24 protein-coding genes are annotated in these 25,516 nt (G+C 59.5%); 10 read left to right on the top strand and 14 right to left on the bottom strand.

Annotated elements, in window-relative coordinates; all coding sequences use genetic code 11:
• The first annotated feature begins 160 nt into the window (after positions 1-160).
• Positions 161-739, top strand: a complete 579-nt coding sequence (locus ACQKEN_RS00430; RefSeq protein ID WP_427682869.1) for a chorismate--pyruvate lyase family protein — start codon at positions 161-163, stop codon at positions 737-739.
• Positions 739-1,629 carry a 4-hydroxybenzoate octaprenyltransferase gene (gene ubiA / locus ACQKEN_RS00425; protein ID WP_427682867.1) on the top strand — a complete coding sequence of 297 codons (891 nt, stop codon included), beginning with the start codon at positions 739-741 and terminating at the stop codon, positions 1,627-1,629. Before ACQKEN_RS00430 ends, ubiA begins: the two co-directional genes overlap by 1 nt.
• Before the next feature lie 36 nt (positions 1,630-1,665).
• Here the strand turns inward: ubiA and ACQKEN_RS00420 are convergent, their stop codons facing one another.
• Positions 1,666-2,046 carry a COG4315 family predicted lipoprotein gene (locus tag ACQKEN_RS00420; protein WP_427682865.1) on the bottom strand — a complete coding sequence of 127 codons (381 nt, stop codon included), beginning with the start codon at positions 2,044-2,046 and terminating at the stop codon, positions 1,666-1,668.
• A 170-nt stretch (positions 2,047-2,216) separates the two neighbouring features.
• On the opposite strand from ACQKEN_RS00420, the gene phoB reads away from it, so the two are divergent.
• The 3 genes from phoB (at position 2,217) to ACQKEN_RS00405 (ending at position 5,697) form a co-directional block, all read left to right on the top strand.
• A complete protein-coding gene (gene phoB, locus ACQKEN_RS00415; RefSeq protein ID WP_065988205.1) occupies positions 2,217-2,906 on the top strand; it encodes a phosphate regulon transcriptional regulator PhoB in 690 nt (229 codons plus the stop codon).
• Positions 2,907-2,996: 90 nt separating this feature from the next.
• Positions 2,997-4,256: a phosphate regulon sensor histidine kinase PhoR gene (gene phoR, locus ACQKEN_RS00410; RefSeq protein ID WP_427683765.1), complete on the top strand. Its 1,260-nt coding sequence runs from the start codon at positions 2,997-2,999 to the stop codon at positions 4,254-4,256.
• A gap of 100 nt (positions 4,257-4,356) precedes the next feature.
• Positions 4,357-5,697, top strand: a complete 1,341-nt coding sequence (locus ACQKEN_RS00405; protein WP_122623573.1) for a hemolysin family protein — start codon at positions 4,357-4,359, stop codon at positions 5,695-5,697.
• Between the two features lie 95 nt (positions 5,698-5,792).
• Here ACQKEN_RS00405 and ACQKEN_RS00400 read toward each other — a convergent pair whose 3' ends face one another.
• From ACQKEN_RS00400 to ACQKEN_RS00370, 7 genes are all read right to left on the bottom strand, one after another.
• Positions 5,793-6,701, bottom strand: a complete 909-nt coding sequence (locus ACQKEN_RS00400; protein ID WP_427682862.1) for a peptidoglycan DD-metalloendopeptidase family protein — start codon at positions 6,699-6,701, stop codon at positions 5,793-5,795.
• Between the two features lie 240 nt (positions 6,702-6,941).
• The gene (locus tag ACQKEN_RS00395; protein ID WP_427682860.1) at positions 6,942-7,847 is read right to left on the bottom strand and encodes a response regulator; all 906 of its coding nucleotides are present in this window, start codon (positions 7,845-7,847) and stop codon (positions 6,942-6,944) included.
• Positions 7,848-8,020: 173 nt separating this feature from the next.
• Positions 8,021-8,779, bottom strand: a complete 759-nt coding sequence (gene phoU / locus ACQKEN_RS00390; protein ID WP_133773894.1) for a phosphate signaling complex protein PhoU — start codon at positions 8,777-8,779, stop codon at positions 8,021-8,023.
• A 51-nt stretch (positions 8,780-8,830) separates the two neighbouring features.
• A complete protein-coding gene (gene pstB, locus ACQKEN_RS00385; RefSeq protein WP_065988194.1) occupies positions 8,831-9,664 on the bottom strand; it encodes a phosphate ABC transporter ATP-binding protein PstB in 834 nt (277 codons plus the stop codon).
• A 96-nt stretch (positions 9,665-9,760) separates the two neighbouring features.
• Positions 9,761-11,431: a phosphate ABC transporter permease PstA gene (pstA, locus tag ACQKEN_RS00380; protein ID WP_427682857.1), complete on the bottom strand. Its 1,671-nt coding sequence runs from the start codon at positions 11,429-11,431 to the stop codon at positions 9,761-9,763.
• A 15-nt stretch (positions 11,432-11,446) separates the two neighbouring features.
• The gene (locus ACQKEN_RS00375) at positions 11,447-13,732 is read right to left on the bottom strand and encodes an ABC transporter permease subunit (protein WP_427682856.1); all 2,286 of its coding nucleotides are present in this window, start codon (positions 13,730-13,732) and stop codon (positions 11,447-11,449) included.
• A 185-nt stretch (positions 13,733-13,917) separates the two neighbouring features.
• A complete protein-coding gene (locus ACQKEN_RS00370; protein ID WP_427682854.1) occupies positions 13,918-14,898 on the bottom strand; it encodes a phosphate ABC transporter substrate-binding protein PstS family protein in 981 nt (326 codons plus the stop codon).
• Positions 14,899-15,300: 402 nt separating this feature from the next.
• Here ACQKEN_RS00370 and ACQKEN_RS00365 point away from each other — a divergent pair, with 402 nt between their 5' ends.
• Complete coding sequence (locus ACQKEN_RS00365) at positions 15,301-16,329, top strand: hypothetical protein (protein WP_427682852.1); 1,029 nt, start codon at positions 15,301-15,303, stop codon at positions 16,327-16,329.
• Entirely contained in the window at positions 16,317-16,670 is a 354-nt protein-coding gene (locus ACQKEN_RS00360) for a hypothetical protein (protein WP_427682850.1), read from the top strand. The genes ACQKEN_RS00365 and ACQKEN_RS00360 overlap by 13 nt, the downstream gene beginning before the upstream one ends.
• Positions 16,671-16,730: 60 nt before the next feature.
• On the opposite strand, the gene ACQKEN_RS00355 is transcribed toward ACQKEN_RS00360, so the two are convergent.
• A complete protein-coding gene (locus tag ACQKEN_RS00355; protein WP_427682849.1) occupies positions 16,731-18,026 on the bottom strand; it encodes an MFS transporter in 1,296 nt (431 codons plus the stop codon).
• Between the two features lie 380 nt (positions 18,027-18,406).
• Between ACQKEN_RS00355 and ACQKEN_RS00350 the strand changes: the two genes are divergently transcribed.
• Positions 18,407-18,808, top strand: coding sequence for an acyl-CoA thioesterase (locus tag ACQKEN_RS00350; protein WP_093466337.1), 402 nt, complete (start codon positions 18,407-18,409; stop codon positions 18,806-18,808).
• Positions 18,809-18,914: 106 nt separating this feature from the next.
• Positions 18,915-19,826 carry a D-hexose-6-phosphate mutarotase gene (locus ACQKEN_RS00345; RefSeq protein WP_427682847.1) on the top strand — a complete coding sequence of 304 codons (912 nt, stop codon included), beginning with the start codon at positions 18,915-18,917 and terminating at the stop codon, positions 19,824-19,826.
• A 167-nt stretch (positions 19,827-19,993) separates the two neighbouring features.
• Here the strand turns inward: ACQKEN_RS00345 and ACQKEN_RS00340 are convergent, their stop codons facing one another.
• The 5 genes from ACQKEN_RS00340 to ACQKEN_RS00320 all read right to left on the bottom strand — a co-directional run bounded on the left by ACQKEN_RS00340 (position 19,994) and on the right by ACQKEN_RS00320 (position 23,787).
• Positions 19,994-20,530: a DUF3299 domain-containing protein gene (locus ACQKEN_RS00340; protein WP_427682845.1), complete on the bottom strand. Its 537-nt coding sequence runs from the start codon at positions 20,528-20,530 to the stop codon at positions 19,994-19,996.
• A 79-nt stretch (positions 20,531-20,609) separates the two neighbouring features.
• Positions 20,610-20,855, bottom strand: coding sequence for a GlsB/YeaQ/YmgE family stress response membrane protein (locus ACQKEN_RS00335; RefSeq protein ID WP_037016790.1), 246 nt, complete (start codon positions 20,853-20,855; stop codon positions 20,610-20,612).
• 226 nt (positions 20,856-21,081) lie between these two features.
• Positions 21,082-22,164, bottom strand: a complete 1,083-nt coding sequence (locus ACQKEN_RS00330) for a 5-(carboxyamino)imidazole ribonucleotide synthase (RefSeq protein ID WP_427682844.1) — start codon at positions 22,162-22,164, stop codon at positions 21,082-21,084.
• A 7-nt stretch (positions 22,165-22,171) separates the two neighbouring features.
• On the bottom strand, positions 22,172-22,663 hold the full coding sequence (gene purE / locus ACQKEN_RS00325; RefSeq protein WP_074885928.1) for a 5-(carboxyamino)imidazole ribonucleotide mutase: 492 nt from the start codon (positions 22,661-22,663) through the stop codon (positions 22,172-22,174).
• A gap of 212 nt (positions 22,664-22,875) precedes the next feature.
• Positions 22,876-23,787: a LysR substrate-binding domain-containing protein gene (locus ACQKEN_RS00320; RefSeq protein ID WP_427682842.1), complete on the bottom strand. Its 912-nt coding sequence runs from the start codon at positions 23,785-23,787 to the stop codon at positions 22,876-22,878.
• A gap of 211 nt (positions 23,788-23,998) precedes the next feature.
• Here ACQKEN_RS00320 and ACQKEN_RS00315 point away from each other — a divergent pair, with 211 nt between their 5' ends.
• The gene (locus tag ACQKEN_RS00315) at positions 23,999-25,423 is read left to right on the top strand and encodes an aspartate ammonia-lyase (protein ID WP_427682840.1); all 1,425 of its coding nucleotides are present in this window, start codon (positions 23,999-24,001) and stop codon (positions 25,421-25,423) included.
• Positions 25,424-25,516: the final 93 nt, after the last annotated feature.

The raw sequence follows: 25,516 nt of genomic DNA, 5'->3' as shown, positions 1-25,516 counted from the left end.
GAAGCCGGTCCCACTAATACACCGCATATCCCTGTGGGACCGGCTTTAGCCGGGAAGGCGTCGGGTGCGTCAGCGAAAGATGGCGGGTACTCCGGTCGTCTGTCAAACATCGCAATCATGCTAAGCTCGCCGCCTCGATTGCCGCCTGTGTTTGTCTCCCGTGATCCAGCAAACCCCTGCATTTCCAGCGCCCGAGTGGCTTTTGCGCGATCAGTTGATCGAAGCCCCCTCGCCCCTCGCTCTTGAGTGGCTGTTCCACGAAGATTCCCTGACCCGACGCCTGACCCGGCTCTCTGACGACCGCTTCTGCGTCGAGCCGCAGTTCGAAGGCTGGCAGCGCCTGCGTGCTGATGAATGCGCCGCCCTGCACTTGCCTGAGGGCAGCGAAGGCTGGGTGCGTGAGGTGTATCTGCTGGGCCGCGATGAAAAATGGGTGTTTGCCCGCAGTGTCGCCGCCCGCAGCGCGCTGGAGCAGGACGGCCTGCACATGGACGAACTCGGTACCCGGTCGCTGGGCGAGTTACTGTTCAGCGATAAAGCCTTCGCCCGCGGCCCGCTGCAGGTCTGCCGCTATCCTGCGCAATGGCTGCCCAAGGCTGACGCACAGCAGGGCCTGTGGGGACGTCGCTCCTGTTTCAGCCGTGGGACTTTAAGCATTCTGGTAGCGGAAGTGTTTCTGCCCACCGCATGGCGCGCCATCGAAGCCCACCTCCCACTGCTCGCCCAAGAGGGCCGCTGATGTACCTGTCGCTGCTCAAATCCCTGAACCGTCTGCACCCGCGCGCCTGGGACTTCGTCCAGCTCACGCGCATCGACAAGCCCATCGGCATTTATCTGTTGCTGTGGCCAACGCTGTGGGCCGTCTGGATCGCAGGCAAAGGCTCGCCGTCCCTGAGCACGCTGCTGATTTTCGTCGTCGGCGTATTCCTGATGCGCGCGGCGGGCTGCGTGATCAACGACTTCGCCGACCGTAAGGTGGACGGCCACGTCAAACGCACCGAGCAACGGCCTTTGGTCAGTGGCAGGGTGACGTCAAAAGAGGCGCTGGTTCTGTTCGCAGTGCTGGTGACGCTGAGCTTTGTGCTGGTGTTGTTCACCAACCCTACGACGATCTGGCTGTCTTTCGGCGGGCTGGCCCTGGCGGCGTGTTACCCCTTCATGAAGCGCTACACCTACTACCCGCAAGTGGTGCTCGGTGCAGCGTTCTCGTGGGGCATGCCAATGGCATTCACGGCCGAGACCGGCGACCTGCCCGCTGCTGCCTGGCTGCTTTACATCGCCAATCTGCTGTGGACGGTGGGTTACGACACGTATTACGCGATGACCGATCGCGAGGACGACTTGAAGATCGGCGTGAAATCCACCGCCGTGCTGTTCGGCGACGCAGATCGGGTGATCATCCTGACGCTGCAATGCCTGGCGTTGTTCTGCCTGATGCTGGCGGGTACGCGCTTCGAGCTGGGCCTGTACTTCTTCATCGGCCTGCTGGTAGCGGCGGGATGCTTTGCCTGGGAGTTCTGGTCGACGCGGGACAAAGACCCGCAAGCCTGCTTCAAGGCCTTTCTGCACAACCATTGGGCGGGGCTGGCGATTTTTGTGGGTATCGTGCTGGACTACGCGCTGCGCTGACCGATTCGGACCAACGCAGCGCTCGAAAGGCTCAGATCACGGCTTGGCGATGTGCCAGACGTCGCCCTTGCCGTCGCCGGTTTTATCACCCGCGGCTTTGTCATTTTTGAAGGTGTACAGCGGCTTGCCCTTGTAAACCCACTGCGAAGCACCGTCATCGCGCTTGATGATGGTCCAGTCGCCCATAGGCTTGTCGCTTGCTGTGGCAATCAGCGGCGGCCAGTTGGTTGCGCATTGGTCGTTGCAGACGGATTTGCCCGCCGACGTGTCTTTGTCGTAGGTGTAGAGGGTCATGCTTTTATGATCAGTGAGCATGCCGTCGGTGGTCATAGCAGGCGCGGCAGCGAATGCCATGCCGGAGGACGCCAACGCGGCTGCCGCTAAAAGGCGCGTCAGAGCGGAAGAAATTTTAGCCATAGGTGAATCCTCTTTTTGTTTGTCGCTGGATAGACATTTCTTGTAGGACAAGTCGCCAGCTTAGCGCTAGATCGGCGAATACGCCTAGCTCGAACTAACCTGTCACACGACTGCAATAATTCCGTTATCTAATGCGCCCCAAGACAGTTAAATGACATGAGGTTCGAGGCATGGCTGGCAGGAGTATTCTGATCGTCGACGACGAAGCGCCCATTCGCGAAATGATTGCCGTCGCACTGGAAATGGCCGGCTATGACTGCATTGAGGCTGAGAATTCGCAACAGGCCCACGCCGTTATCGTCGACCGCAAGCCGGACCTCATCCTGCTCGACTGGATGCTGCCCGGCACATCCGGCATCGAGCTGGCCCGTCGTTTGAAGCGTGACGAGCTGACCGGTGACATCCCGATCATCATGCTCACGGCCAAAGGCGAAGAGGACAACAAGATCCAGGGCCTAGAAGTCGGCGCCGATGATTACATCACCAAACCCTTCTCCCCCCGCGAGCTGGTCGCCCGGCTCAAGGCCGTGCTGCGGCGGGCAGCCCCGAACGATGGCGAATCGCCGATCGAAGTGGGCGGTCTGCTGCTGGACCCGATCAGCCACCGCGTGACCATCGACGGCACACCTGCCGAGATGGGCCCGACCGAATACCGCCTGCTGCAATTCTTCATGACCCATCAGGAACGCGCCTACACCCGCGGGCAGTTGCTCGATCAGGTTTGGGGCGGAAACGTCTACGTGGAAGAGCGCACCGTGGATGTCCACATCCGGCGTCTGCGCAAAGCCCTCGGCGAGGCTTACGAAAATCTGGTACAAACCGTCCGCGGTACTGGCTACCGTTTCTCCACCAAAAGCTGAAAAAGCGTTTGGCAGCGATTCAAACCGCTGAAGACAAGGACGCGTTAATTGAATCACAACTGGCATGGCACCCTGATCCGCCACTTGCTGATGTTGGTCACAGCCTCGTTGCTGGCCGGTTTGATCAGCGGGCATTACGGCGGGTGTCTGGCAACCGGTCTGGGGCTTTATCTGGCCTGGACCCTCAAACAGCTGCTGCGCCTGCATGACTGGCTTCGCCATCACAAACCCGACGAGCCGCCGCCCGATGGCTATGGCTTGTGGGGTGAAGTCTTCGACAGCATTTACCATCTGCAACGGCGCGATCAGCGCGTGCGTGGCCGCTTGCAAGCGGTGATCGACCGTGTCCAGGAATCCACCGCCGCGCTGAAAGATGCCGTGATCATGCTCGACAGCGACGGCAACCTGGAATGGTGGAACCGCGCGGCCGAAACCTTGCTGGGCCTGAAAACGCCCCAGGACAGCGGTCAGCCGGTGACCAACCTTGTGCGCCACCCGCGTTTCAAGGAGTACTTCGAGCACGCCAATTACGCTGAACCACTGGAGATTCCTTCGCCGGTCAACGACCGCCTGCGCATTCAGATGCTGATCACCCGCTACGGCAACAACGAGCATCTGATGCTGGTGCGCGACGTGACGCGCATGCATCAGCTCGAGCAGATGCGCAAAGACTTTGTGGCCAACGTGTCCCACGAGCTGCGCACACCGTTGACGGTCATCTGCGGGTACCTGGAGACGCTGCTGGATAACGTCGAGGAGGTGAATCCGCGCTGGGTCCGTGCATTGCAGCAAATGCATCAGCAGGGCGGGCGCATGCAGACGCTGCTCAATGACCTCTTGCTGCTGGCCAAGCTGGAAGCTACCGATTACCCGTCAGACAACCAGCCCGTGGCCGTGTCGTCGCTGCTGCAAAGCATCACCAACGATGCTCAGGCGCTGTCGGGGAGCAAGAATCAACAGATCAGCCTGGAGCTGGAAAGCGACGTCAGCCTCAAGGGCAGTGAGGCGGAGCTGCGCAGCGCGTTTTCCAACCTGATCTTCAACGCGGTCAAATACACGCCGGCCGAGGGTAAGATCCGCGTCCGCTGGTGGAGTGACGGCCGTGGCGCGCACCTGAGCGTGCAGGACTCCGGCATAGGCATCGACAGCAAGCACATTCCGCGTCTGACCGAGCGCTTCTACCGCGTCGACTCCAGCCGCGCGTCAAACACCGGCGGAACCGGCCTGGGCCTGGCGATCGTCAAGCACGTGCTGCTGCGCCACCGCGCGGCACTGGAAATCAACAGCGTCCCCGGCAAGGGCAGTGTGTTTATCTGCAACTTTGCCCCGGCCCAGATGACCAAAGTCTAGGCAAGCCGGTAGATAGCCGCTAAATTGGGTCCCTTGTGCCCTCCAATTGTGAGGGCTTGTTTCATTCCACACTTCAAAACGGAACCTGCAAAACCCCATCATGGACCCTTCCCCTGGTATCAGCCTGGCTTCACTCTTCGCCGATTTCGGCATGATTCTTTTCGCAATGGTGTTGGTTCTGCTCAACGGATTCTTCGTTGCGGCCGAGTTCGCCATGGTCAAACTGCGCTCCACCCGCGTTGAGTCCATTGCCGAGAAAAACGGCTGGCGCGGACGCATTCTGCGCACCGTTCACAGCCAACTCGATGCTTATCTGTCGGCCTGCCAGCTGGGTATTACGCTGGCATCTCTGGGTCTGGGCTGGGTGGGCGAGCCGGCGTTCGCGCACCTGCTGGCGCCGTTGCTCGAGACGGTCGGCGTGGAGTCGCCTGAAGTCGTCAAAGGCGTGTCGTTCTTCAGCGCCTTTTTCATGATTTCGTACCTGCACATCGTGGTGGGTGAACTGGCGCCGAAATCCTGGGCCATTCGCAAACCCGAGCTGTTGTCGCTGTGGACGGCGGTGCCGCTGTACCTCTTCTACTGGGCGATGTACCCGGCCATTTACCTGCTCAACGCCAGTGCCAACGGCATTCTGCGTATCGCGGGTCAGGGTGAACCCGGTCCCCATCACGAGCATCATTACAGCCGTGAAGAGCTCAAGCTGATTCTGCATTCAAGCCGCGGTCAGGACCCGAGCGATCAGGGCATGCGCGTGCTGGCCTCCGCCGTGGAAATGGGCGAGCTCGAAGTGGTGGACTGGGCCAATTCCCGCGAAGACATGGTCTCGCTGGAATTCAACGCCCCGCTCAAGGAAATCCTCGCGATGTTCCGTCGGCACAAGTTCAGCCGTTACCCGGTGTACGACTCGGACCGCAATGAGTTTGTGGGCCTGTTGCACATCAAGGACCTGCTGCTGGAGCTGGCGGCGCTGGATCACCTTCCCGAATCCTTCAACCTCGCCGAGCTCACGCGGCCGCTGGAGCGGGTGTCCAAGCACATGCCGTTGTCGCGTCTGCTGGAGCAGTTCCGTCAGGGCGGCGCGCACTTTGCGCTGGTTGAAGAGGCCGACGGCAAGATCATCGGCTACCTGACGATGGAAGACGTGCTGGAAGTGCTGGTGGGGGACATTCAGGACGAACACCGCAAGGCCGAGCGCGGGATCCTGGCTTATCAGCCGGGCAAGCTGCTGGTACGTGGGGATACGCCGCTGTTCAAGGTCGAGCGCCTGCTGGGCATCGATCTGGACCACGTGGAAGCCGAAACCCTGGCAGGCCTGATCTACGACAGCCTCAAGCGCGTGCCTGAAGAAGAGGAAGTCATGGAAGTCGAAGGCCTGCGCATCATCATCAAAAAGATGAAAGGCCCGAAGATCGTGCTGGCGAAGGTGTTGAAGCTGGATTGACCACGCCGCTGGCGGGATGCTGGATGTGCCCTTTTGCTGCCGCTGCGCGCCAGATCGCGGGACAAGCCACGCTCCTACAGGTCAGCGGCAGTTCTTCAATTCCCGCCAATCGCGAAGTTGGGCAGGCTCTGGACCGGTTGCGAGAATTCGTACGGGATCGACTCCAGCGCCAGCCCGACATTGCGCTGCACCACGAAGTGCAAATGCGGGCCGGTGCTGTTGCCGGTGTTGCCGGAACGCCCGAGCGGCGCGCCCACGGCCACATGCTGGCCTTCCTTGACACTCACCGATCCCTGCTGCAGATGCAGATAAACGCCCATCGTGCCGTCGTCGTGCAGGATGCGCACGAAATTGCCCGACGGATTAGCGCCTCGGCCAGTTTGAGTATTCTCGGTCTTGATCACGGTCCCGCCCCGAGCCGCGATAATCTGCGTGCCTTCGGGCATGGCAATGTCGATCGCATAGCGGCTCTTGGCCCCGATGTGGCTGTAGGACCCGTTGGCGCCCTGACTGATGCGAAACGGCCCGCCCACCCAAGGCAATGGATAGCGATAGGCAAATCCACTCGCCGAGACGCCCCGCTGCGGGTCGCCCACGATTGATCGCAGGCTGGGCTTGTAGGCCATGGCCTTGCTGGCGACTTGCGGGCTGAGGGCGATGAGGCGTTCGTTGCTGCGCGCCGCGATGGTGCGGCGAATGACTTGGTCCGACACGCCCACGACGTTCTTCACCCCGGCCAGACGCAGCTCCACTTCGACAGGCGCGTAAAGGTCGTTTCGCACGTAAAGGCTGTCGCTGCCGTTGGCTTTCTTGACGCTCAGGCGCACCTGGCTGTCGATGCGCTCGACCATGCGCTCGCGAAGCTTCATCACCTGCGCGCCACGCACAGGCTGGTCGGTGAACGACACCACGCCATTGGCATCGGTGAACCGATAGATCGTGACTGCCCCGGCGGTCTGCGTAGCCAGCAGTAAGGCACAGACAACCAGCACGCGCTCTAACATCGGGATAGACCTGGTGAGTGGACGATTGGCGCCCAGCCTAACAGCGATGCCGACGCAATTGGACTCATCCGAATCAATCGGTAATAGACGAAGCGTCAAGGAAATCACGTCAGCACAGGGCGCGATCGAGATTGCAATTTCTATGCAGGGTGAGCGTGCGTTCCGTCAGGCGGTTCTTCGCCTCCGCTGATAAGACCGCTTCCAGACGCTGCGCGGGAGCGCAGCGAACTGGTCGGCGACTCAGGCACCCGGCACGAAGTGCTTCTGCGCTGTGCCACGGGCGATCAGGCGCGAGAGGTAATCAAGCTTCTGGGTGTCCTTGTCGACGAAGCGGAAGGTGACTTGCAGCCACTCGCTGTCGGGCTTCTGCTCGAACGCGGCAATCGCGTGCAGATAGCCATTGAGACGCGCTACTTCGGCGTTTTCACCCTGTTCCAGATCGAGCACAGCGCTTTCGAGGATCTGCGGCAGGACTTCGCCACGACGGACCAGCAGCGACGCTTCCTTGAGCGTCAGCGCCTTGATCACGCAGGGCTGGTTCCCGTTCGGAAGACGCAACTGACCCTGACCGCGACCGGTGGGTGCAGCGGCAGGAGCGGCTTTAGCTATCGGCTGAACCATAGGCTGAGCAGCCTGCGGTGCTGCCGATGCAGTGGGCGAAGCGCTAACGGTTTCAGGGCGATTACCCGTCAGTGCGCCAAGCGAGTCATTGGCAAACGCCGCATTGACGCGGGCCGGGCCACTGGACATCAACGCGTCAAGCTTGCCGACCTTGTGCAGCGCTTTCTTGACCTTGGTCAGCAGTTGCTCGTTGGTGAACGGCTTGCCGATGAAGTCCGAGACGCCCGCCTGGATCGCCTGAATCACGTTTTCCTTGTCACCCCGGCTGGTGACCATGATGAAAGGCATGGTTTTCAGGTTGTCCTGCTGGCGGCACCAGGTCAGCAATTCCAGCCCGGACATTTCGGGCATTTCCCAATCGCACAACACCAGGTCGAAGACTTCACGGCTTAACAGCACTTGCGCCTTGCGGCCGTTCACTGCGTCTTCCAGAGCGATTCCTGGAAACGCGTTGCGCAGTCCTTTCTTGACCAGATCACGGATGAACGGTGCGTCATCCACCACCAATACACTGACTTTACTCATCGACGCTCCTGATGGCGTGTTCACCGTAAATGGCGAGCATTCGCTGGCGGGTGACCAGCTGCCAAACTGTTTGACGACACCGGGACTTTTATTCGCGGGTGACTTGAAAAATATGGGCAAACCGGAGAAACAAAAACGCCCGGCGGTCGCCAGGCGTTTTTTCTCAGGCAATCTTATTTATCGTCAGGCGTGTCCAGAACATTAATCCTTTCGGCGGTCAGGCCTTTGACTTCTTCCTGCATGCGCTTGAGGCCCAGGTGGCGAACGTCGGTACCGCGCACGAGGTAGATCACCAGTTCGGAGATGTTGCGCGCGTGATCGCCGATGCGCTCCAGCGAGCGCAGGACCCAGATCACGTTCAGCACGCGGGAGATCGAGCGCGGATCTTCCATCATGTAGGTGACCAGCTCACGCAATGCGGTCTTGTATTCGCGGTCGATGTTCTTGTCGTACTGCGCAACCGACAACGCCAGATCGGCATCGAAGCGAGCGAACGAGTCCAGTGCATCGCGCACCATCTTGCTGACCTGATCGCTGATGTGGCGCACTTCGACGTAACCGCGCGGCGACTCACCCTCTTCGCACAGCTGAATCGCACGGCGGGCGATCTTGGTGGACTCATCGCCGATGCGCTCAAGGTCGATGACCGACTTGGAGATACTGATGATCAGACGCAGGTCGGAAGCGGCAGGCTGACGGCGAGCCAGAATGCGCAGGCACTCTTCGTCGATGTTGCGCTCCATCTGGTTGATGCGATCGTCCACCTCGCGCACCCGCTGGGCCAGGCCAGAGTCGGCTTCAATCAACGCGGTGACCGCGTCGTTGACCTGCTTCTCGACCAGACCACCCATTTCCAGCAGGTGGCTGCGAACTTCTTCCAGTTCAGCGTTGAACTGCTGGGAGATGTGATGTGTATGGCTGTCTTTGATCATGAGTGTCCGTCCGATTGATTGCGCGGTGGTTCAAGGCTGACGAAACACGTGCTAGCCGTAACGACCGGTTATGTAGTCTTCAGTCTGCTTTTTGGTCGGATTGGTGAACAACGTATCGGTGTCCCCGTATTCGACCACCTTGCCCATGTGCAGAAACGCGGTGTAATCAGACACGCGCGCCGCCTGCTGCATGTTGTGGGTAACGATCACAATGGTGTATTTGGATTTCAGTTCGTAGATCAGCTCTTCGACTTTGAGGGTCGAAATCGGGTCGAGCGCGGAGCACGGCTCATCGAGCAGCAGCACTTCAGGTTCAACAGCGATAGTGCGGGCGATCACCAGACGTTGCTGCTGACCACCGGAGAGGCCGAGCGCCGACTCGTGCAGGCGGTCCTTGACCTCGTCCCACAGTGCGGCGCCACGCAAGGCCCACTCGACGGCCTCGTCGAGCACGCGCTTTTTGTTCACGCCCTGAATACGCAGCCCGTAGACCACGTTCTCGTAAACGGTCTTGGGGAACGGGTTGGGCTTCTGGAAGACCATGCCGACCCGGCGACGCAACTCGGCGACGTCCTCGCCCTTAGTGTAGATGTCGTGGCCATAGAGCTTGATCTCGCCCTGTACGCGACAGCCGTCCACCAGATCATTCATGCGGTTGAAGGTGCGCAGCAACGTAGACTTGCCGCACCCGGACGGCCCGATGAACGAGGTGACGCGTTGTTTCGGGATGTTCATACGGATGTCGAACAGCGCCTGCTTCTCGCCATAGAAGAGATCCAGACCCGGCACTTCCAGCGCAACGGCTTCGTTCGCCAGATCCAGTACCTGGCGCTTGCGACCCAGGGCCGACATGTTGATGCCGTGGGCGTGGGGTTCGTGTTGCATGGTCTCACTCCGATCATAGCTGCAAGCCTTAAGCCGCAAGCTGCAAATGTGGTGCTGATACGGTATGCGGCTTACAGCTAGCCGCTTGAAGCTGACTCAGTCTTCGAAAGCCTTGTACTTGTCGCGCAGGCGGTTGCGAATGGTCACCGCCGACAGGTTCAGCAGCGCAATCACCAACACCAGCAGCAGCGCCGTGGCGTACACCAGCGGGCGCGCCGCCTCGACATTAGGGCTTTGAAAGCCGACGTCGTAAATATGGAAACCCAGGTGCATGATCTTCTGGTCGAGGTGCAGGTACGGGTAATTGCCGTCCAGAGGCAACGACGGCGCCATCTTGACCACACCCACCAGCATCAGCGGCGCCACTTCACCCGCCGCCCGTGCCACGGCCAGGATCAGCCCGGTCATCATGGCCGGGCTGGCCATCGGCAAAACGATCTTCCACAGCGTTTCGGCTTTGGTCGCTCCCAAGGCCAGCGAGCCCTCGCGCAACGTCAGCGGGATACGCGCCAGGCCCTCTTCGGTGGCGACGATCACCACCGGCACGGCGAGCAGTGCCAGCGTCAAGGACGCCCACAGCAAGCCGGGCGTGCCGAACGTCGGCGCCGGCAGGGCTTCGGGAAAGAACAACTGATCCAGAGAGCCGCCCAGCACGTAAACGAAAAAGCCCAGCCCGAACACGCCATAGACGATCGCCGGAACGCCCGCGAGGTTGTTCACGGCGATGCGGATCAGGCGCGTCATCACGCCCTGGCGTGCGTACTCACGCAGATACACAGCGGCGAGCACGCCAAAGGGCGTCACGATGACGGCCATGATCAGGGTCATCATCACGGTGCCGAAGATCGCCGGGAAAATCCCGCCCTCCGTGTTGGCCTCGCGCGGGTCGTCGCTGAGGAACTCCCAAAGCTTCTGAAAGTAGAACCCCAGCTTGGTCATCGTGCCCATGGCGTTGGGTTGATACGCATGGACCACCTTGCCGAGGCTTATCTCGATCTCTTTGCCGTTGGCGTCACGCGCCGTCAGGCTGTCGCGATTGTATTCGGCGTGCAACGCGCCCAGCCGCGATTCAACGTCCTTGTAGCGCGCGTCGTATTCAGCGCGCTCAGTGGCCATGTCGGCCTGAGCCGCTGCATCAAGTTCGCCGCTGAGCTCCAGCTTGCGCGCCTGCAGACGCAGCCGCTCGATGCCGTGGTTGATCGCCCCGATCTCGCCCTTCTCAAGGTCGTCCAGTTGATCGGAAATGCCCTGCACCCGCTCGATTCGCGCCTGCAGTTGCGGCCATGCGGCTTCGCCTTGTGCGACGACTTTGCCGTCTTCCTTGACGTTGAGCAGATAGCCGTAAAAGTTGCCCCACTCGCGGCGCTCCAGGGTCATCAACTCCGCTGGCTTGCGCTGATCCTTGAGCCACTCGCCAATGACCCAGCTGAAATCGCTGGGGCTGATATCCCGGTTGCCGACCTTGAACAGATCGCGGGTCATGAACTCGGGCCCCTGATCAGGGACTGGCAACCCGGAGGCCTTGAGCCTGGCGCGCGGCACTTGTTCAGACTGAACCAGCTCGCCCACCAGCACGTGGCTTTCCTGCCCGGGAACGTCGTACTGGGCGGAAATCACATCGGCCGGCCAGAAATGCCCCAGCCCGCGCACGGCGATCACCGCGAGCAAACCGATGGTCATGATCACCGCGATAGATACCGCACCCGCGCTTAACCAGACGCCGGGGCCGCCACTGTTGAACCATCGCTTGAGGGAGGTCTGCTTCATCGGTTTCAACCTGCCCTAAAGAGACGAATACTGCTTGCGCAGGCGCTGACGAATCAGCTCTGCCAAGGTATTCATGACAAACGTGAACATCAGCAGCACCAGGGCGGCGAGGAACAGCACGCGATAATGACTGCCGCCCACTTCCGACTCGGGCATCTCCACCGCTACGTTGGCCGCCAGGGTGCGCATACCTTCGAACAGGTTCATGTTCATGATCGGCGTGTTACCGGTGGCCATGAGCACGATCATGGTTTCGCCCACAGCACGTCCCATGCCGATCATCAGCGCCGAGAAAATCCCCGGGCTGGCCGTGAGAATCACCACCCGAACCAGTGTCTGCCACGGCGTTGCGCCAAGGGCCAGTGAGCCGAGCGTCAGACCCCGCGGCACGCTGAACACGGCGTCCTCGGCAATCGAATAGATGTTGGGAATGACCGCAAAACCCATGGCGATCCCGACCACCAGTGCGTTGCGCTGATCGTAAGTGATGCCCAGGTCGTTGGTGATCCACGAGCGCATGTCGCCGCCGAAGAACCAGTTCTCCAGGTTCGGGCTCATGCTCAGTGAGACCCAGCCAATCAGCAGAATGACCGGAATCAGAATCGCGCTTTCCCAACCATCGGGCACCCGCAGGCGAATCGAGTCGGGCAAGCGCGTCCAGCCAAACCCCGCCAGCAAGATGCCGATGGGGGTGAAGATCAGCAGGCTGAAGATGCCTGGCAGGTGCCCTTCCAGATACGGCGCCAGGAACAGCCCGGCGAAGAAGCCGAGAATGACCGTCGGCATCGCTTCCATCAGTTCGATGATCGGCTTGACCTTGCGACGCATGCGCGGCGCCATGAAGTAAGCGGTGTAGATAGCCGCAGCGACGGCAATCGGTGCGGCCAGCAGCATGGCGTAGAACGCGGCTTTGAGCGTGCCGTAGGTGAGTGGCGCAAGGCTCAGCTTGGGTTCGAAATCACTGTTGGATGCGGTGGATTGCCAGACGTATTTGGGTTCGTCGTAGTTCTCGTACCAGACCTTGTCCCACAGGGCGCTCCAGGAAATCTCCGGGTGCGGGTTGTTCAGGTTCAAGGGCAGCAGCTTGCCGTTGTCTTCAACGATGATCCGATCCGCCCGCGGCGACAGACCCATCACGGCCGGGCCGCTGGCAATCGGGTCGATCAACAGCGTGCGGTGAGCGGTGCTGTGGAACACGCCGAGCTTGCCGGAGGTGTCCATGGCGATGAAGCCTTTGCGGCGCTGCTCGCTGGTGATCTGGGAGATCGGCGCGCCACTCATTTTGAAGTCACGAATGTGCTGCAGACGCATCTCGCCATCGACGTCCCGCGCCATGAACCACTGCGCAATATTGCCTCGGGAGCTGCCGATCACCAGCGAGATGCCACCCACCAGTTGCGTACTGGCAGTGGTTTCGGCGTTGGCGTCCTCGAGCAGCTTGTAGCGACCGTTCAACGTGCGATCGCGCAGGTCGAACACATCCGCCAGCGCACGACCATTAATCACGTACAGCCATTGCTGACGCGGATCGATATAGATGGCTTTGACGGCCGCTGACAGCTGCGGCAGGTCGATGCGACTTTGCTCGCGGTTGGTCTCGCCCGTCATCAGGTTTTCGGACTGGGTCAGCGACAACACGTGCAGCTGCGTACCGGTTGAACCGGCCAGCATCAGGGTCGTGTCGCTGGCACTCAGATTGACGTGCTCGAGGGCCCGCCCTCCTTCGTCCAGTACCAGCGGCGTCTCACCGTAGGGATAGGTAATCGTGGGCGTGATGGTTTTTTTGTTGTCGGGATAGCTGATCGGGTAAGCGTGCTTGAACACCAGCACTTGGCCGTTGGACAGGCCGATCGCGATCAGGGGCTTGCCGGGCTGATCCTGCGCTACCGACGTGACCTTCGCGCCAGCAGGGATCGGCAAGGTCACGCGGGAAATTTCGCCGCCGTCCTTGAGGTGGAAAAACAGCGCTTCGCCTTTGTCGGACACGCGCATGGCGACCTGATTCTGCTCTTCGATGACCAACACCATGGGCTTGCCGGCATCTTGCAGCCAGGCGGGTGTTTGAGTATCGCTGCGCGTCAGCTTCGCACCCTGGAACAACGGCGCGACGACGTAAGCCAGGTAGAAGAAGATCAGGGTGATGGCGGCCAACACGGCAAGACCGCCCACTAACACGTACCAGCGCGTCAGGCGGTCTTTGAGCGCACGGATCCTGCGCTTGCGCTGCAGCTCGGGCGCATTGAAATCAATGCGCTCGGGACGGGGTTTTTCGGTCATTGATGAATTGGCCAAATCATTCATGCGCACACCGTAGCCGCTGTGTATGACAAATACATTACAGCGAGGTGACGCAAAAAAGCCCGCCGCCCCTGAATCGGGGCAACGGACTGTTCAGTGTTCTGCGAGCCTCGTTCCATAAGGCCTTTGTCGTTTGTGGCGGGACGAACCTGTCACCCCGCATCAGGGTTGTCTGGGCAGCGCGCTCGCTACCGTTCTTGTAGCCCCAGATCAGCCAAGGCTTTGCTGACGACCTTGGCTGGTAACGGAATGTACCCGTCTTTCATGACAACTTCCTGACCTTGTTTTGACAGGATCAATCTGACGAACTCGGCTTCGAGCGGATTCAACGGTTTGTTCGGCGCCTTGTTGACGTACACATAAAGGAAGCGCGCCAGCGGGTAAGTGCCATTCAGCGCGTTGACTTCGTTGTCTTCGACGAACTCGCCGCCCTCTTTTTTTGCCAGGGGTACGGTGCGCACGCTGGATGTTTTATAACCAATGCCTGAATAGCCAATGCCGTTCAGCGAGTTGCTGATGGAGCTGACCACCGAAGCAGAGCCGGGTTGTTCGTTGACGTTGGGTTTGAAGTCGCCCTTGCACAGCGCCTCTTCCTTGAAATAACCGTAGGTGCCGGAAACCGAATTGCGTCCGAACAGCTGGATGGCCTTGCCGGCCAGATCCCCCGTCACGCCCACATCGCCCCAGGTTTTTGCATCGGTCTTGGCGCCGCACAGCCGGGTCGCGGAGAAGATCGCGTCAACCTGCTGCAGCGTCAGGCCCTTGATCGGGTTGTCCTTGTGAACGAACACTGCCAACGCATCAACGGCCACGGGAATCGCCGTCGGTTTGTAGCCGTGCTTCTGCTCGAATGCGGACAGTTCGCCGTCCTTCATCTTGCGGCTCATGGGCCCCAGCGTCGCAGTGCCCTCGGTTAATGCGGGCGGCGCTGTTGAGGAGCCGGCGGCCTGAATCTGGATGTTCACGCTTGGGTATTCTTTCTTATAGGCCTCGGCCCACATCGTCATGAGGTTGGCGAGGGTGTCGGAGCCGACGCTTGAGAGGGTGCCCGAAACACCGCTGGTTTTGATGTAGGGCTTGATCGCCGGGTCGACAGCCGCAACCGCAGCCGCTGTGGGTAAGCCCGCAGCGACAAAAGTCAGTGCAGTCATCAAACGTCTGAAGGTCATGCCTTGCTCCTGGCGAGGTAAGAGTGCTGGCCGGTGGATGCTGGCCATGTGACCAATCTATGACCGGATTGTGACATCGAGATGAATGCCAGCAACCTTTTTTTGAAGACTTCAAATTCAACACTCGCCGCAGATTTGGCGCGTTACAGCTTAACAAGCCTTTGATATGGATGACGTCGAAATAATCCACGCGCAGGGTTCAAACGCCTGAAACGGCTAGCCTGAAAATGATGGGCGCACCCCTAGGGGTGAAAGAACATCACGCCAGGAAATTGGAAAAGTCGCGATAATCAACAGCAGTGCTTATCTCAAATCCAACTAACGAACCCAGAGGCGCCTTGCTAAATTAATAATCAGTGACTCGTTATTGCCTTACGGGTCTCGGAAGAAAAGGAAATAGCCATGAAATCGCCAAACAACATGCACCCTTATGGAAAAATCGACGATTACTTGATTCGCAATGATGATCAACCTAAGGCAGGTCTTTATGGGCAATTAAAATATGACACCAGCTTCGGGAATAGCGGACGGCTCTATCTGCCCTTCAAGGCGCAAGAGGGCTGGGCGAGCGGTGTCATTCAGTGTCCTTCAGCCAATAATTCCCCCAAATACCTGGCGACCTACTTTGAAAAACATAGTGTAAATAATCCGGACTATCAGTCACTTGCTTGCCTTGCCCGTTTCGACGGTGAAGGGGTACTCGACAAAACCTTTGGAGCTGATCAAACCGGTGTCGTTAACGTGCCTTTCCCTCGTACAGGCACCTCTGTACTTCTCGGGATTCATGCGCCAGACGATCTAAGCCTCATCACCCTGTGGGGGTACTCTTACGGCTCAACAGGATCTGACGCCTACATTACCCAATGGACTAAAGACGGTAATTCTAACGCTCTTTTCGCGCCGCTAAATATCAGCGACCTGCTCAGGATCCGCTTCAGCGACCCCAAGATCCGCTCACAGTTTGGAAAAGGAAATGCGTGCTTTGTACAGGCTGACGGCAATATTTACGCCGTTGTAGTCACTGAGAAAGAAGATAAGCTCGAATGCTACTTAATTAAAATCACACCCACTGGCACGCTTGATACATCGTTTGCAGACGCAGGCGTCTTGAAAATCCAGCATCCCGTTCGTCCCACTACACCTATCTTCCTATCGGCTATCGCCCAAGATAAACTTGGCAACATTTATGCGTGCGGATATGCCGACCAACCGACTAGGAAATCTATCGGAATTTTGATGAAGGTGTCGCTATCGGGTAGGTTGGATCAAGACTTTGGAGAGCAAGGTGTCGTAGAGTTGAATGACACTCCGGAAGAACGAGCCTATTACCTCAAAGGCATCTATGTGGACGATATCAAGGACAACAGGATAGTGTTAGTCGGCTCTGCGACGGATCGATATTCCAAGGTATGGTCACGGTGCTGCAGCTAGACGGCTCCGTTGATAAAACCTTCAACGAAGGTGTTCCGGTCATACATAAATTCTACGACGGCGCAAACGACGCGTGGTACATGGCTCGGTATGAGGTGAGTGCCGAGCCTCAACGTAAAATCCTGATCAGCGGTGGATTCACTGCCGGCCCTGTACTGGGCCGATTCAACGATAACGGAAGCGTCGACTCCACATTGGCGGGAGCGACATTCGGAACCTTGTACAACGTGAAGTTTTACCCTAACAACGGGTTCAGCTTCGTCCAGCCGAAGGACGGTCAGATCCTGATCGCGGGTAACTCAGCCGGCAAAATCCCGACGATCCACGCATTTAAACTCTAATGCGTTATTCGCTCGCGGGCCAGAATGGCCTCGCGAGCGGCCTGGACATGAATCAGATGCTCATTGGGCAGATTTACGCCGCAGCAGATACACGCCGATCCCCATCCCCAACGCACACAGGACCGCCACGTACCATGAGGGCGCCATCGGGTTCACCTTATTCAGCCCCTGCACCACCATCGGCGTCAGCCCGCCGAAGATTGCGTAGGCCAGGTTGTAGGAAAAGGACAGCCCCGAAAAACGAACCACCGGTGGAAACGCTTTGACCATCACGAATGGGACGGCGCCAATGGTGCCAACGAACAACCCTGTGATCGCGTAGAGCGGATAAAGAAGCTCGGGCTGCGTGCCGACCGTGTGATAGAAGGTCCACGAACTGACCAGCAATCCCAGCGATCCGAACAGGAACACCAAGCCAGCGCCAACGCGATCCGCCAGTGCGCCCGCGCCGATACAGCCCAGGCTCAAAAAGACAATGGCAAGGCTGTTGGCTTTCAACGTGAGCGCTGGCGCGAAGCCAAAGTTGGTCTGCAGCAGTGTCGGAGTCATGAGAATCACCACGACAACGCCTGCCGACAGCAGCCAGGTCAGCGCCATCGACAACACTACGGCACCGCGGTGATCACGCAGTACCGCTTTTAGCGGCACTTCTTCAGCCAGTTGCTTGCGCAATTGAAGCTCGGCGAACACAGGGGTTTCGTGCAGCCACCGGCGCAGGTAAACCGACATCAGACCGAAGACACCACCGAGCAGGAAAGGAATCCGCCAGGCGTAGTCTGATACCTCAACGGGCGAGTACACGCTGTTGATCCAGGTGGCGACGAGTGAGCCGAGCAAAATCCCGGCCGTCAGGCCGGACGTGAGGGTACCGCAGGCGTAACCGACGTTACGGGCGGGAACGTGTTCGGAAACGAATACCCACGCGCCAGGCACTTCGCCACCGATCGCGGCGCCTTGTATGACGCGCATCAGCAGCAGCAAGAGCGGCGCCCAGATGCCAATCTGCGCGTAGGTGGGCAGCAGGCCCATGATCAGCGTCGGCACGGCCATCAGGAAAATGCTCAGGGTGAACATTTTCTTGCGGCCGAGCAGATCACCGAAATGCGCCATGACGATGCCGCCCAGCGGCCGAGCCAGATAACCGGCGGCAAAAATGCCAAACGTTTGCATCAAACGCAGCCATTCGGGCATGTCTACGGGGAAAAACAGCTTGCCTACCACGGCTGCGAAGAACACGAAAATGATGAAGTCGTAGAACTCCAACGCTCCGCCCAGGGCAGACAATGAAAGGGTCTTGTAATCGTTGCGGTTCAGCGGGCGCGAAGGCTGTGTGGCGCTTAAAGGAACGGAGGACATAACAATGGCTTCTCTTTTGAGGCTCTCTTTGGGCGAAAAATCAACGGTGACTCAACCGTGGGTAACGGCTTCACACGCGATTTCTCGACTCGAAAAGTTAATCGGGCATCAAAATTGCGTGCCAAAAATGGCGTAATGCGCCAGGTCGGTCCGGCACGATAGCAAATTGCGTACAAATGCACATGGATTGCAATGACGTGAAGGCATCATGAAAAAGCGGCGGTCGTGTCGTGACGGCGCGCCCGATATACTCGCCGGCCGCGACTCAACCGGTCTATTCAGGGAAGTTGTGCGAAGCCATTTAACCAAGTCGTTTTCGCAGAGTTTCCCTTTAAACGAAATGCAGACTTAGTAGAGTCATGGGTCAGAGGGACCCAAAAATGATTGAGCTCGAACAAGAAGATCCGATACCGCAGGGCGATCTTGCCCTGCAGATTACCGCCCTGCCCCGCGAAACCAACGGCTTCGGCGACATATTCGGCGGCTGGCTGGTTGCCCAGATGGACCTTGCCGGTACGGCGATGGCAAGCAAGGTGGCCGGTGGCCGTGTGGCGACTGTTGCCATCGACCGCATGGCGTTTCTGGTGCCCGTCGCGGTGGGGGCGCAGTTGTCGTTCTATACCCAGACCCTGGAAATCGGCCGCAGCTCGATCCAGATGATGGTCGAGGTATGGAGCGATGATCCGCTGTCCAGCGAATGGCGCAAGGTGACCGAAGCCGTGTTCGTTTTTGTCGCCATCGACGGCAGCGGCCGTACCCGTTCAGTGCCGGCTCGACGCTGATCCTTGAGCCAGGGTGGGCAGACGTGCCCGCCCTTGGCTTTGCGCAACAAACTCATCAAGCTTGGCGCAGTCTGATTCAGTCACTGTCCTTCGAGTGAGAACCGCTATGCCTACGTCAAACGTCGAATCCTTCCAGCTCGGTGAGCTTAATTGCTGGCGCATCCGCCACGGCCAGGCCGAATTGGTGATCGCCCAACAAGGCGCACACATCATCAGTTACCAGGTGGACGGCGATGAGCCGTTGATCTGGTCCAACCCGGGCGCGGTGTTCAAATCGGGCAAGCCTATTCGCGGCGGGATGCCGATCTGCTGGCCATGGTTTGGCAATTTTCAGCGTAATCCGTCAAGCGTGCAGGCCATGCGCGCGAGCGACGAGCCGGCAAAGGCCCACGGCGAAGTCCGGGCGATCGACTGGGAGTTGATGGGCGTGGGTGAGGACGGCGACGCATTGATCGTCGAATTCATCCAGCCTCAGGCCGAAGGACAGTTGACGGGCTGGCCGCATACCGTCGGCCTGAAACTGCACGTCCGCCTGGATGCCGCGCTGAATGTCAGTCTGGTGAGCTTCAACGCTGGCGCTGAAGACGTCACGCTCAGTCAGGCGCTGCACAGTTATTTCGCGGTAAGTGATGTGAGCCAGATCAGCATCGAAGGGCTGGATGGCGTCGAGTACCTGAACACACTGGAAAGCTGGGACGCTCAGAATGTCCAGGTGGGTGACATCAGGTTCACCGGCGAGACCGACCGTATTTACCAGGACACGCCTAACCTGATTTCAGTGGTCGACCCGGAATGGAAGCGCCGGATTCAGATTCAGGCGGCGGGTTCGCAATCAGCCATCGTCTGGAACCCGTGGATCGACAAGACCAAAACCTTCGACGACATGCAGCCTGATGGCTGGAAGAGCATGGTGTGCGTTGAGACGGCCAACGTCATGACTGACGTCGTGACGCTCAAGCCCGGTGATATGCACGCGCTGAGCGTCAGCATCTGGGCCGAGCCGTTGGCAGAAGCCTGACAGCCTGTGGGATTGGCGTCTAAGCCAGTCCCACTGAGTGAACGCGCTCCACATGTGGGACCGGCTTCAGCCGGGAAGAGGCCTGCATGAACACCATGAATTTTGCGGTGTGACACCCGACGCCTTCCCGGCTAAAGCCGGTCCCACAGTGGATTCCAAGACCAGTCCTACAAATCCGCCTCTACCACCACACGCACTTTCGACGCGTCCAGCGCATATGCGGCGTCTGCCAGATCATTGTTGACCTTCTCCACCTTCAACGTGCCAATGACCCACAACGGTGTGTAGATGTCGGAGATCTTCAAACCCTTCGGATAACGCACCAACACGAGCTGATTCGGCGGCGGTGGCGGCACGTGGATGCAGGCGCCCGGGTACGGGACGAGGAAGAACAGCGTGCTGTGGCCCTTAGCGTCAGTTTCCAGCGGAACCGGATAGCCACCCAGGCGGATGGTTTTGTCGTTCATCGACGGGACGGTTTTGGTGGAGTACATGACAGCAGGCAAGCCCTTGCTCTGCTTCAAGCCGCCCTTGCTGTCAAAAGTGCCCTGGCCTTCCGGCGAGTTGTGATCGATTTCGGGCATGGCTTCGAGGGCTTTCTGATCCGACTTCGGCATCAGTTCAAGCCAGTCGGTTTCGGGTAATTCAGCGGCGCGCACCAGTCCGCAGACCAGCAGCAGTGAAACGAAGAGGAGATGACGCATTGGAGATGCTCGGCGAGAGGAGTTGAATGCCGGGCATTCTAGCCCTCTGCGCTGCAATAGCGCAGAGGGCCAGGCGTGCTTAACGCTTTTTAATCATGCCGTAGATCACCAGCAGGATGATCGCGCCGACGAGCGCACCGAGGAAACCTGCACCCTCGCCTGCGCGGTAGATACCCAGCGCCTGACCACCATAAGTGGCAGCCAGCGAACCACAGATGCCGAGCAGGATGGTCATGATCCAGCCCATGCTGTCGTCGCCTGGCTTCAAAAAGCGCGCCAGCAGACCTACGATCAAGCCGATGAAGATGGTTCCGATGATTCCCATGCCATGTCCCTCTGTTTGAATGAATATGCCGAGAGCCTAGCTGGCGATCGGCAACACGCTATGAGAGGGGTGGCGATCACGAATGGTTCAACAGGATGTGCATGACACTGTAGGAGTGAGCTTGCTCGCGATCGCGCTGGGTCAGACAGCAATGATGTCGCGGACAAAATCCTATCGCGAGCAAGCTCACTCCTACAGAGGCGATCAAGACTGGCCACCGCGGTGATCAGTTTTTGATCAGTGCCTCGACCTGCTTCACCTGACGATCCAGCGTTGCGCGGTCTTTGCTGCGCACGGTGGCGTGGCCGACCTTGCGCCCGGCCTTGAAGGCTTTGCCGTAGTGGTGCAGATGACAATCTTCAACAGCGATGACCTGATCCACTGCCGGCACTTCACCGATGAAGTTGAGCATGGCGCTCTCACCGACCTTGGCGGTCGAACCCAGCGGCAAGCCAGCAACGGCGCGCAGGTGGTTTTCGAACTGGCTGCACTCGGCGCCTTCGGTGGTCCAGTGACCGGAGTTGTGAACGCGCGGTGCGATTTCGTTGGCTTTCAGGCCGCCATCGACTTCGAAGAATTCAAAGGCCAGGACGCCCACATAATCCAGCTGCTTGAGCACACGACCGGCGTAGTCTTCGGCCAATGCCTGCAACGGGTGGTCGGTGCTGGCGATGGACAGGCGCAGGATGCCGCTGTCGTGCGTGTTATGCACCAGCGGATAGAAGCGGGTTTCACCGTCACGGGCGCGTACGGCGATCAGCGAGACTTCGCCGGTGAACGGCACGAAGCCTTCCAGCAGGCAAGGCACGTTGCCCAGTTCGGCGAAGGTGTCGATCACGTCTTGCGGTGTGCGCAGGACTTTCTGGCCTTTACCGTCGTAACCCAGCGTGCGGGTTTTCAGGACGGCCGGCAGGCCGATGCTGGCGACTGCGGCATCCAGGTCTGCTTGAGACTGGATGTCGGCGAACGCAGGCGTCGGAATGCCCAGATCCTTGAACATGCTCTTTTCGAACCAGCGATCACGGGCGATGCGCAAGGCTTCGGCACTCGGATACACCGGTACGAACTGCGACAGGAAGGCTACGGTTTCAGCGGGCACGCTTTCGAACTCGAACGTCACCAGATCGACTTCATCGGCAAGTTGGCGCAGATGATCCTGATCGCCGTAATCGGCACGCAGATGCTCGCCCAGCGCAGCGGCGCACGCGTCCGGAGCAGGGTCGAGAAACGCGAAGTTCATTCCAAGCGGGGTGCCCGCCAGTGCCAACATGCGACCCAACTGGCCGCCACCGATTACGCCGATCTTCATGAAAACCTCAGGCCTCGCGTGGGTCTGGATTGTCCAGAACGCTGTCTGTCTGCTCAGCGCGGAATTTCTTCAGCACTGCGTGGAAGTGTGGGTGCTTGGCGCCCAGAATACTGGCCGACAACAGCGCGGCGTTGATCGCGCCAGCCTTGCCGATGGCCAGGGTCGCGACCGGAATGCCCGCCGGCATCTGCACGATGGACAACAGCGAATCGACACCCGACAGCATCGAAGACTGCACCGGAACGCCCAAGACAGGCAGGTGAGTCTTGGCAGCGCACATGCCAGGCAGGTGAGCAGCACCGCCAGCCCCGGCGATGATCACCTCGATGCCACGGCCTTCGGCTTCTTCGGCGTACTTGAACAGCAGATCGGGCGTGCGGTGCGCCGAAACCACTTTGACTTCGTACGGAATGCCGAGCTTTTCAAGCATGTCGGCGGTGTGGCTAAGGGTGGACCAATCGGACTTGGAGCCCATGATCACGCCAACCAGTGCGCTCATCGTCGTGCCTCTTCATCGGGCGCCCGCAGGCGCGTCTAAAAACAACAAGCCACGCAGGAGGACCGGCGTGGCTTGTCGTACGAATTATGACCAGTCGAGCCGGCCAAAGGCCGCGCAGTATAACGCAAAGAGTTCCGTTTAACAGAACACTGACGACCTCCTGTCAGCCGCTCTGTTTTCACTGTCAGCCCCCGGATTTACTGACTTGAAGGTCAAGCGCCAGTCTGCGCGGCGCCCCCTTCGAGCTTACGCCACAGCAGCCGCACGTTAGCCTTGCGAACCAGGGCGCAGCGGTACAGCCGAATCTCCAGCGGGACGTGCCACTGAGTACCGCCGCAGATGACCAGTTCGCCTCGTTCAAGCTCCGCCGTTACGCTGAGCCGCGGCACCCACGCGATACCCAGCCCCTGCAACGCCATGCCCTTGAGGCTGTCAGCCATCGCCGTTTCGTAAATCGTCGTGAAGCGTACGCTGCGCTGGCGCAACAGCAGGTTCACCGAGCGACCCAGAAACGCACCCGCGCTGTAGGCCAGCAACGGCACGCTCTGCTCCCCTTCCAGATCGAACAGCGGCCGTCCCTCTTCGTCCGTCGAGCAGACTGGCAGCATTTCGGTCACGCCCAGGTGCAGCGACGGGAAGATCTCGGCGTCCATTTGCAGCGCAGCGTCGGGGTCGTAGAACGCCAGCATCAGGTCGCAACCGCCTTCACGCAGCGCATGCACCGCGTCGCCGACGTTGGTGGCGACCAGGCGCGTGGCGATATTCAGCCCTTCGTTACGCAGTTGCGCGATCCAGCGCGGGAAGAAGCTCAGCGCCAGCGAGTGCGCAGCGGCGATCTGCATGACCTCGCCCTGCCCGCTTTCCAGATGGTGCAAATGACGCAGCACCTCGCCGAGCTGGTCGACCACCGTTCGGGCGGTGACGAGGAATAACTGCCCCGCCGCCGTCAACTCGATCGGCGTGCGCGAGCGATTGACCAGCGTCAGCCCAAGGGCCGCTTCAAGGCTGCGAATGCGTCGGCTGAAGGCCGGTTGCGTGACAAACCGACGCTCCGCTGCCTGGGAAAAACTGCGGGTCGCGGCCAGCGCACTGAAGTCTTCCAGCCATTTGCTTTCCAGGTTCATCGTTTCTCCAGCCTTAAAAGTTGCGCATTCGCGGGTGCGGACGAGAGCCTCATACACTGATTCACACGCTCGTAACAATCCCCGCGTCACAGCCGCATTATGCCGATTGTGCATAGGGCAGCGTTTTACAGCATTGGTCCAGAATAGCCCACAGGCCTAGTATCGAGGGCGTTCCGGCTTAGTCCGTGCCCATCTTGAGACTTTCTCTATCATGTCCTCCGCTGCATCATTTCGCATCGAAAAAGACTTGCTTGGCGTTCTCGAAGTACCCGCTGAAGCGTATTACGGCATCCAGACCCTGCGCGCAGTGCACAACTTCCGCCTCTCCGGCGTTCCGCTTTCGCACTACCCGAAGCTGGTCGTAGCGCTGGCGATGGTCAAGCAGGCGGCGGCGGATGCAAACCATCAGTTGGGCCATTTGAGCGCCGAGAAGCATGCGGGCATCAGCGAAGCCTGCGCACGACTGATCCGCGGTGATTTCCACGATCAGTTTGTCGTCGACATGATTCAGGGCGGCGCCGGCACCTCCACCAACATGAACGCCAACGAAGTCATCGCCAACATCGCGCTCGAAGCGATGGGCCATGCCAAGGGCGAATATAAATACCTGCACCCGAACAACGACGTGAACATGGCGCAGTCCACCAACGACGCCTACCCGACGGCCATTCGCCTGGGTTTGCTGTTGGGCCACGACGCGCTGCTCGCCAGCCTCGACAGCCTGATTCAAGCGTTCGCGGCCAAAGGTCATGAGTTCAACCACGTGTTGAAAATGGGCCGCACCCAGCTGCAAGACGCAGTACCGATGACCCTGGGTCAGGAATTCCGCGCCTTCGCCACTACATTGACTGAAGACCTCAACCGCTTGCGCAGCCTGGCGCCTGAGCTGCTGACCGAAGTCAATCTGGGCGGCACCGCCATCGGCACCGGCATCAACGCCGACCCGGGTTATCAGCACCTGGCCGTTCAGCGTCTGGCGACCATCAGCGGCCAGCCGCTGGTGCCGGCCGCAGACTTGATCGAAGCCACCTCCGACATGGGTGCTTTCGTGCTGTTCTCCGGCATGCTCAAGCGCACCGCAGTCAAGCTGTCGAAAATCTGCAACGACCTGCGCCTGCTCTCAAGCGGCCCGCGCACCGGCATCAACGAAATCAACCTCCCTGCCCGTCAGCCAGGCAGCTCGATCATGCCGGGTAAGGTGAATCCGGTGATTCCGGAGGCGGTGAACATGTGCGCCTTTGAAATCATGGGCAACGACCTGGCGCTGACCATCGCAGCCGAAGGCGGTCAATTGCAGCTGAACGTGATGGAGCCTTTGATCGCCTACAAGATCTTCGATTCGATTCGCCTGCTTCAGCGCGCCATGGACATGCTGCGCGAGCACTGCATCGTCGGCATCACCGCCAACGAAGTGCGCTGCCGCGAACTGGTCGAGCACTCAATCGGCCTCGTTACTGCGCTGAACCCGTACATCGGTTACGAAAACGCCACCCGCATCGCCCGCGTCGCCCTTGAAACCGGCCGTGGCGTGCTGGAGCTGGTGCGTGAAGAGGGCTTGCTGGACGACGTCATGCTGGCGGACATCCTGCGCCCCGAGAACATGATTGCGCCGCGACTCGTGCCCTTGAAGGCTTGATTGTCCGGCTCTGCAGCACTTGCAACACGATCACCAGGCTGAGGGTCTAGACACCCCTCACCCTTTTGAGGGCCGGAAGCACACGCTTCCAGG

This window comes from Pseudomonas sp. NPDC078416 (genome assembly GCF_050268485.1).
Lineage (GTDB): Bacteria > Pseudomonadota > Gammaproteobacteria > Pseudomonadales > Pseudomonadaceae > Aquipseudomonas.
The sequence above is the reverse complement of the archived record's forward strand: the minus strand, read 5'-3'. Positions and strand labels throughout refer to the sequence as shown.